The organism is Streptomyces sp. NPDC001750 (assembly GCF_042892615.1).
In the GTDB taxonomy this organism is placed as follows: Bacteria; Actinomycetota; Actinomycetes; order Streptomycetales; family Streptomycetaceae; genus Streptomyces.
In genome coordinates this window covers 200,191-209,108 of the sequence record NZ_JBIAUE010000003.1, presented here as the reverse complement: position 1 = coordinate 209,108, position 8,918 = coordinate 200,191, and the positions used below count along the sequence as shown (strand labels likewise).

Sequence of the window (8,918 nt, the reverse complement as noted above, 5' to 3'; positions counted from 1 at the left end):
GACGGGGACGGTGACGTTCACGGGTCCCGGCGGGCTCAACCAGACGGTGCCGCTGAACGCGGCCGGCCAGGCCTGCATCACCACGACGTCGCTGGCCACCGGCACGGTCACCGCCACGTACAACGGCGCGCCATGCTTCACCGGCTCCACCGGCACGGCCACCGCCACGGTGAACGAGGCGGCGACCACCACGACGGTGACGGCGACGCCGAATCCGTCGGTGTGCGGTCAGTCGGTGACGGTGTGTGCGAAGGTGACGACGAACGCGCCGGGTTCGGGGACGCCCACGGGCACGGTGACGTTCACCGGACCCGGCGGCCTGAACGTGACGGTGCCGCTCGACGCCGCCGGTCAGGCCTGCCTGAGCAGCGCGTCCCTCAACCCCGGCACGATCACCGCCACGTACAACGGTGAGGGCCCCTGCTTCGCGGCCTCCTCGGGCTCCGTCGCCCTCGTCGTCAATCCGGCCGCCACCACCACAACCGTGACGGCCACGCCGAACCCGTCCGTCTGCGGCCAGGCGGTCACGCTCTGCGCAACCGTCACCGCCAACGCGCCGGGCTCCGGCACGCCGACCGGCTCCGTCACCTTCACCGCACCCGGCGGGCTGAACGTGACGGTGCCGCTGAACGCGGGCGGACAGGCGTGCTTCTCCAGCACCTCGCTGATCACCGGCACCGTCACCGCCGTCTACAACGGCAGCAGTTGCTTCCTGCCGTCCACCGGCGCCGCCTCCCTCACGGTCAATCCGGCCGCCAGCACCACGACGGTGACGGCGACACCGTCGACATCGGTGTGCGGCCAGTCGGTCACACTCTGCGCGACGGTCACCATCACCCCACCGGGTTCGGGCACCCCGACCGGCACGGTGACGTTCACCGGTCCCGGCGGGCTCAACCAGACGGTGGCCCTGGGCGCCGCCGGCCAGGCCTGCATCACCACCACCTCGCTGGCCACCGGCACCGTCACCGCCACATACAACGGCAGCAGCTGCGCCGGCGGCTCCAGCGGCTCCGTCGCCGTCACCGTGAACGAGGCGGCGACCACGACGACCGTCATGGCGACCCCCGGCACGTCCGTCTGCGGTCAGTCGGTGACGGTCTGCGCCAAGGTCACCACCAACGCGCCCGGTTCGGGGACGCCGACGGGGACGGTGACGTTCACGGGTCCCGGCGGGCTCAACCAGACGGTGCCGCTGAACGCCGCCGGCCAGGCCTGCATCACCTCGACCTCCCTGTCCACCGGCACGATCACGGCCACGTACAACGGTGAGGGTCCGTGCTTCGCCGGCTCGTCCGGTACCGTCGCCGTCACGGTCAACCCCGCCGCCACCACCACCGCAGTCGCGCTCGTGCCGAATCCGTCGGTGTGCGGGCAGCCGGTGGGGGTGTGCGCGACGGTGACCACCAACGCGCCCGGTTCGGGGACGCCGACGGGGACGGTGACGTTCACGGGCCCCGGCGGGCTCAACCAGACGGTCGCCGTCAATGCCGCCGGTCAGGCCTGTCTCATCACGAACAGCCTGTCCTCCGGCACCCTGACCGCCGTCTACAACGGCGCGCCGTGCTTCACCGGTTCCACCGGCACGGCCACCGTCACGGTCAACCCGGCGGCGACCACCACCACGGTCACGGCGACACCGAACTCGTCGAACTGCGGCCAGACGGTGACGGTCTGTGCCGCGGTCACCACCAACGCGCCCGGTTCGGGCACGCCCACCGGCACGGTGACGTTCACCGGTCCCGGCGGGCTGAACACGACGGTCGCGCTCAACGCCTCCGGCCAGGCCTGCTTCAGCTCCACCAGCCTGTCTTCCGGCACCATCACCGCCCACTACAACGGCGCGCCGTGCTTCACGGCGTCGACGGGTTCCGTGGTCATCAACGCGACGAGCGCGGCCACCGCTCTCACGGCCGCACCCCGGCAGGTCCGGGTGCGGCGCAACGGCACCCTCGTCATCCCGACCATGAACGCGACGCTGAGGAACGCCGCGACCAACGCACCGATCCCCGGCATGACGGTGACCTTCACCGCCAACGTGGTGGGCGGGCCGATCCTGCTCGGCACGGCCGTCACCGGCGCCAGCGGCGTGGCGACCCTCGCCCCGCCCGCTGTCACCGTTCCCGGCACCATCGTGACGGCGGCCAGCTACACGGCGTCGTTCACCGGAGCGGCCTGCTTCGCACCGTCCTCGGTCACGGCGGGCCTGACCTTCGTCCCGTTCCCGCCGGTCCCGTAACCCACCCGACCGCACAGACTTCGCACCCAACGGCGCGCACGCCTGGATCGAGGCAGACGGATACAACATCGGTCAGGGCGGGACGGACCGGGCATGGCCGGTTTCGGTCAGGGGGCACTACGTTGGGGTACGAGGGCCTTTCGGTTGGTGTCGATGTCGCGATCCACACCGACCGGAAGGCCCTCACCTGTTCAAGATCTCTCAGCCGAGACCTGAATCACCCGTCCACAACCTCCCGGGACAGAACACCCAGGGCCGGGAGCGGCACTAAGGGCTGTCCCGTAATCCCTGACGGGCGCCCGACGACAGCTGCGGCACCTCGCCGCGTTGTCGGAACGCCCACATACGTCCCGTATGCGGGCGCCCCTCCGTCTTGCGATGCACCACATCTGACGCCGCGCACTGATCCACCACGGATTACGGGACAGCCCTTAGAGTCCGAACACGCCCCGCAGCGCGTCGCGCTTGCGCGGCAGGTCGTACTCCGCGCCGCCCTCGTGCCCGTTGTACGGGAACACCTCGATCTCGGCCGGGCCCGCGTAGCGGTGGTACGCGGCGAAGACCGTGGACGACGGGCAGATCCGGTCCATCAGCCCGACCGAGAACCAGGCCGGTGCGGTCGCCCGCGCCGCGAAGTTGACCCCGTCGAAGTAGGACAGGGTCTCCATCGCCTCGTCGATCCGGAAGCGGTGACCGGACAGCCAGCGCGCGATCTCCGCGTACGGTCCGGCGTCCGTGATCTGTGAGGCCCGACGGTAGTGGCAGAGGAACGGCACATCGGCGACGGCCGCCGAGACGTCGTCCCGCAGCCCGGCGACGGCGAGGGCGAGCCCTCCGCCCTGGCTGCCCCCGAGCACCGCCACCCGGGAGGCGTCCACCGCCTCGTGGGCCTTGGCCGCGTCCACCGCCCGCACCGCGTCCGTGATCAGCCGCCGGTAGTAGTGGTGGTGCGGGTCCTCGATGCCCCGGGTCAGGAAGCCGGGGGAGGACGAACCGTGCCCGTCCGGCGCGATGTCCGGGGTGTCCGCGGTGTTCTTGCCGCCGCCGCCCTGACCCCGGTTGTCCATCACCAGATGCGCGTGGCCCAGCGCGCTCCAGGCCAGCCAGGAGTACGGGATGCCCCGGCCGCCGTTGTAGCCGATGTACTGCACCACGGCGGGCAACGGCCCCGAGCGCGCCCTCGGCAGCATCAGCCACGCCTTCACCGGCTGCCCGCCCCAGCCCCGGAACGTCACGTCGAACACGTCGACGGTCGCGAATCCGGCGTCGTACGGGACGAACTCCGCGTCCAGCGGATGGCGGGCCGTCTCCGTGAGCGTCTTCTCCCAGAAGGCATCGAAATCGGCCGGCTCCTCGGGCTCCGGCCGGTAGTGGCGCAGCCGGTCGAGAGGCATGTCGAACAGCAAGTCTCTAGCTCCACTTCAGGGTGAGGGTTCGGGTGGCGCCGTGCAGTCCGGCGGTGTCGGCGGTGATCCGGACGCCGGTGCCGGTGGGGGCGACGCGCACGCCCGGATCGGCGGACACCACGCTCAGGCCGCGCCGTGCCAGGTCCAGCACGACCGAGGACCGCAGCTGGGTCGGGTCGGACAGCGACACCGTCACCGTCTTCCCCCCGGGGCGCACCAGGACCGACGCCGGGCCGTCCGAGGACAGCTCGCGCGCGGTCCCCGCGGCCCAGAAGTTCGCGGCGAGCAGCCCGTCCGCGCAGCGGCGTACCGCGTGGACGGCGGCGGAGCGGGCGACCGCCTCCACCGGGGGCGCGGCCGACCACCGCTTCGTGCGCTCGGCGGAGGCCGCCGGCGCCTGGAGCCAGAAGTAGCCCGCCCCGTCCGGAGCCGTTCCGTGGTCCTGCCACAGCGTCAGGTACGGGCGGGTGACCGGGGTGTCCGTGCCGTACTTGAGGTTGATGTCGCGCCAGGTCGCGGTGCGCTCCTCGCGTAGACCGCGCAGGGTGACGGGCTCGGGGAAGACGTAGCCGCCGGTCCCGGCGACGTGCAGCCACCGCACCCGGTCCAGCCGGGCCGACCAGCCGGGGTCGGCGGGCGCGGCCGTTCCGTCGACCAGCAGGGCGGCCCGCGGGTCGCGGAGCTTGCGGTTCTCCACGACCGTCTCCACCGCGCCCGCGTCGGCACTGATGCCGGAACCGACGCACGCGACCACGTCGTCCAGGCAGAACCAGCTCTTGAACGCGCGCAGCGAACTCCCGTACGCGCGCAGCTCCATGCCGTACGCGCCGAGCGTGGTCCCCGGCAGCGCGGTGCCGCCCGCCCAGTGGGCCGAGCTGGTGGTGCGCTGGCCTGCCGCGTCGGCCTGGCGGCCGGCGACGACGGTCGTGCCCGGGAGCCGGGCCGGGTCGACGGTCGGCCAGTAGTCCTCGCTGTAGTGCCCCAGGTCGTCGGTGTACAGCAGGACCATGCCGTCGGAGAGATGCCAGGCGTGCAGGTTCTCGTTCTGGATCGACTCGTAGTTGTAGATCCGGGACGAGTAGGCGGAGACGCCCAGCGCGAAGGACGGCCGGTGGTGGGCCGCCTTGTCCATCCGGGGGTGCTGCTTGTGCGCGACCAGCGGCCCCCGCGCCGGCACCGGGGAGGCGAGGACCTCCCGGGCCGCGACGAGCGAGGCGAGATCGGTGACGGCGAGGAAGTCCCGGTAGGTGTCCTCGGTGATCCACTGCTTGACCAGCGAGGTGAACCGGTCGCCCGTCTCGCCGGGGAAGCCCGGGATCAGCCGCAGCACCGCCTCGACGACCGTCTGCGCCGACACATGGCCCTGCTTGCTGGGGCGGGCGATCTCGCGTCCGCACACCGACGCCATCACGTCGCCGCGGACCAGCAGTGGGTCGAACCCGTCGTCGACCCAGCGGCGGACGTTGTCGAGGTCCGGGTCGGTCACCCGCCACTGCGTGCCGGCCAGCAGGTGCAGCAGCCGGGACAGGTTGTTGAGCAGCTCCTTGCCGTAGCCGCCGTTGTAGGGGTGCTTGTAGTGCTGGAGGAAGGAGCCGTCGGAGTAGAAGCCCTCGCCGGTGCCCTCCGCGCTCGTACCGGTGTCGTTGAAGGCGAGGACGCTGTTGGCACCCGCGCCCTCGACGTCCGAGAGGGCGTCACGGACCCGCGCCAGGTCGTCGCCGTCGTCGCGGAGCACGGCGTTGACGGCGACGACGGTGCAGATCCACACCCGGTTGGCGCCCGTCGCGATCTGCCGGTCGGCCCGCCACAGATTGGGATCGGGCGTGTAGTGCCGCACGGCGGTGGTGATGCGGTCCAGCCGTTCGTCGCCCAGCGCGTCGTACAGCAGCACGGTCGCGTCGCCCAGGGCGAGTGCGGAGCCGATCTCCCAGTCCCAGTCGTTGTCGAACCGGGTATGAGCGGGGCCGTAACGGTACGTCAGCATCCAGTCGACACCGGCCAGCAGCAGATCGCGCAGCGCGGGGTCCGCGTGCTGCGGGGTACCGGGAACGGCCCACGCGGTCGCGACCGTGGCGAGCCGTTTGAACGACGTCGTGACGTGGTTGGAGAGCGTCGTGCTGGTCAGATCGGGGAACAGCCCGTCGGTACGGGCGGGGTCGAGGCCCTTCGCGGCGGTGGTGGCGGCCCTGCCGATCCGGGCCACGGCGGCGGCGATCCGCGAGTCCGTGAGGTCGAGGCCGGGGCCGCCGGTCAGCAGGGTGTGCCAGCGGGCGCGCAGGCCGGCGGCGGTCTCGACGGAACCGGTGGTCGCCGCGTGAGCGGCGGGGGTGACAGGGGCGAGCGGTACGGCGACGGCCGCGCCGAGGGCGGCGGCCCCGGCGAGGACGGTGCGCCGGGTGGTGCCCGGAGTGCTCGATGGGTTCATGGTGCGGCCTCACAGAAGGTGTCGGCGGTCGACGGCCGCGGCCAGGGCGGCGTGACCGGCGGGGGCGGGGTGGAGTCCGTCGCCGCTGTCGTACGCGGGCAGCAGGCGCGAGGGCTGACCGGGGTCGCGCAGCGCGGCGTCGAAGTCGGCTACGGCGTCGAAGACATGGCCGGTGCGCACGGCCGCGTTGACCTGTCGGCGCACCGCGTCCAGTTCCGGTGTCCAGCGGGTCCAGCCCTCGAACGGGGTGATGGTCGCGCCGATCACCCGCAGTCCGGCGTTGCGGGCGCGCACGACCAGCTGCCGGTATCCGGCCAGGAGGAGTGCCGGGTCGGTCTGGCTCGGCGGCTGCTGGAGGTCGTTGACGCCGAGGTGGACGAGGACGGTCCGCAGCCCCGGCAGCGACAGCACGTCGCGGTCGAAGCGGGCCTGCCCGCCCGGCCCGAACCGGGCGTCGTCCAGCAGCAGCCGGTTCCCGCTGATCCCGAGATTGGCGACGGCCGCACCGGGCAGCCGCGAGGCCAGTTGGTCGGGCCAGCGCAGATCGGCGTCGTCCGGGGTGCCGACGCCCTCCGTGATGGAGTCGCCGAGCACCGCGACCACCGGACCGCGCGCCCCGGTCACCTCGACGCCCGTCAGCAGGAACACCGAGGTGGTGCGCTCACCGCCGACGGAGTGCGAGGCATGCGTGTTGCGGTGGAAGGACAGGGGGCCGGTGGGGCCGGGGAGCCGGGTCTCCACCGTCAGCCGTGCCCGCTCGGCGACCCGCAGTCCGGCGACCGGGTCGCTGGTCAGCGAGGCGCCCGCCGCGAGCCACGCCTGCCGCCGCCCGCCGAACGTCACCGGCAGGCCGTCCGCCGTCACCGGACCGACCAGGACCGGGACCGTGCCGAAGGCGTGCCCGTAGCGCAGGCGCACCGCCCCGCCCGCGGACAGCCGTACGTGTGCGGTGAACGTGCCGTCGGTGAGCCCGGCGCTCGCCACCGTGTCGGCGGCGGTCGGCGCGGTCTGCGCGGTCGCCCATGACGTGGCCCAGCGCGGGCGGGCGGCGGTGCCGCCCGCCGCTTCGGCCGCGTGGGCGCCCGGTGCCGTCGCGGCGACGGCGGCCAGACCGGCCGCGGCCGTCAGCACCCCGCGTCTGGCGGGTCCGCTCCCGGTCACTTGGGGCACGTCCCGGTCGGGTCGTACGCGCTGCCGTAGGTGCCGACCGCGTCGCCGCCGGTGTTGCCGCTCATCGTGTTGGAGCAGACCGGGCCCTGCGGGGTGCGCATGAACTTGATGCCGCCGCCCGCGTTGCCGGTGATGGTGTTGCCGTAGACGCTGGTGCCGGTGCCGTCGGTCGCGGTGTCGCCGCCGAGCCGGATGCCCGCGCCGACGTTGTCGTGGATGGTGTTGTAGCGGAAGATGTTGCCGCTGCCGCGCGCGTCGAGGCCGCCGGAGCTGGGGTCCTTCTGGGCGCTGCAGTCGTTGTACTCGACGTAGTTGTTGGTCGAGTTCTCCTTCACGTCCACGCACTCGTTGCCCCGGGTGGCGATGGTGTTGTGGTGGATGCGGTTGTTCCTGCTGACGTCGGGGGCGGCGTCCGGGGCGCCGTTGGCCCCCTGCTGTTCGGGGGCGGTGCCGAGGTAGATGCCCTCGCCGTTCTTTCCGCCGCCGCCGAACCTGAAGTCGGCCACCCCGCAGTCGGTGATCGTGTTCCCGGAGACGTCGGCGCCGGTCACCAGGTAGCGCAGCCGCAGGCACTCGTCGGCGGCGTTCTTCAGCGTCATCCCGGTGATGCGCAGACCTCCCACACCGTTCCCGGGTGTTGTGCTCATGACATATATGAGTTTGAGGCGGTAGCCCGACACGTCGGTGGGCGATCCGTGCAGGCCGTCCACGGTGAATCCGCTGAGCGTCGTCGAGTCGTGCCGGACCTGGATGATCCGGGCGTCGCCCGCCCCCTTCACCACGGCGGTCGAGGGGCCGGTGACGGTCACTCCGGAGCGCTTGGTCACGACGTCCTGCCGGTACGTGCCGGCGGCGAGGTGCACCACCGAGCCCGTCGGCGCGAGATCGAGGGCCTTCTGGATCGTGGCGAGCGGGGCGCCGGCCGACGTGCCGGCGTTGGAGTCGCTGCCGGTCGGCGAGACGTAGTACGCGGTGGCTTCTTCGGCCGCTCCGGCGGCGACGGACGCGGGCGGGAGGACGAGCGGCGCGCCGACGGCGAGGGCGGCGACGAGAGTGGTGCGTAGTACACGGCTCATGAGGTGTGCCTCCTGGGATCTGCGAACGACAGGGCGAGCAGGACGGGGACGCTGGGGCCGAGGAGCAGGGGCCCCAGCGGTACGACGAGGGAGAGCAGCGCGGCGGAGACCACCGCGCCGAGCAGTGCGGTGCCGCGGGCCGCCGACCCGAAACCGAGGGCCAGCGCACCGCGCGACCAGGCACGGACCGTGCCGCCCGGCGACCGGCCGGCCTCGGCCGCCAGCGCCACGTGGTGGACGGTCAGCGCGGCGGCGATGCCCACCTGCGCGGCGAGCAGCACGAACGTCCAGGGCTCCGGACGTCCGAGGAGATGAAGGATGTTGGCGGCCAGCAGGAGTGCCGCCGCGGTGGACGCGAGGGAGTGCGGCCAGAGCGCCCGCCAGTACCGGGGAAAGGCGGCGAGCACGTTGACGAAGCAGCGGCCATCGCCCTCCGCCCGCCACCGCTGCAGCGCGTTCCCCAGCGCGGCGAGCGCGGGCAGCCAGGTCACGACGCCGAGCGAGAGCAGGGCGAAGGCGGCCCCGGCGGCGGCCGGGTAGGCCACGAACTCCAGCCCCCGCAGCAGCGACGCCGACCGGCCGGACGAGAGGGACGCCCGCAT

The 8,918-nt window shown here is 72.8% G+C and carries 6 protein-coding genes; 1 reads left to right on the top strand and 5 read right to left on the bottom strand.

The features are described from left to right. A partial coding sequence (locus ACFYY6_RS07100) for an Ig-like domain repeat protein (protein ID WP_389192025.1) occupies positions 1 to 2,239 on the top strand: 2,239 nt, incomplete at its 5' end. Between the two features lie 431 nt (positions 2,240 to 2,670). On the opposite strand, the gene ACFYY6_RS07095 is transcribed toward ACFYY6_RS07100, so the two are convergent. From ACFYY6_RS07095 to ACFYY6_RS07075, 5 genes are read right to left on the bottom strand one after another with little or no spacing between them, the layout of a single operon-like run. Beyond that, positions 2,671 to 3,645: an alpha/beta fold hydrolase gene (locus tag ACFYY6_RS07095; RefSeq protein ID WP_351525553.1), complete on the bottom strand. Its 975-nt coding sequence runs from the start codon at positions 3,643 to 3,645 to the stop codon at positions 2,671 to 2,673. Between the two features lie 4 nt (positions 3,646 to 3,649). Next, positions 3,650 to 6,070: a polysaccharide lyase 8 family protein gene (locus ACFYY6_RS07090; protein ID WP_389192022.1), complete on the bottom strand. Its 2,421-nt coding sequence runs from the start codon at positions 6,068 to 6,070 to the stop codon at positions 3,650 to 3,652. A gap of 9 nt (positions 6,071 to 6,079) precedes the next feature. After that, positions 6,080 to 7,231, bottom strand: a complete 1,152-nt coding sequence (locus ACFYY6_RS07085; protein WP_389192019.1) for an SGNH/GDSL hydrolase family protein — start codon at positions 7,229 to 7,231, stop codon at positions 6,080 to 6,082. After that, entirely contained in the window at positions 7,228 to 8,316 is a 1,089-nt protein-coding gene (locus tag ACFYY6_RS07080; RefSeq protein ID WP_351525550.1) for a right-handed parallel beta-helix repeat-containing protein, read from the bottom strand. Before ACFYY6_RS07080 ends, ACFYY6_RS07085 begins: the two co-directional genes overlap by 4 nt. Next, entirely contained in the window at positions 8,313 to 8,918 is a 606-nt protein-coding gene (locus ACFYY6_RS07075) for a hypothetical protein (protein WP_351525549.1), read from the bottom strand. Before ACFYY6_RS07075 ends, ACFYY6_RS07080 begins: the two co-directional genes overlap by 4 nt.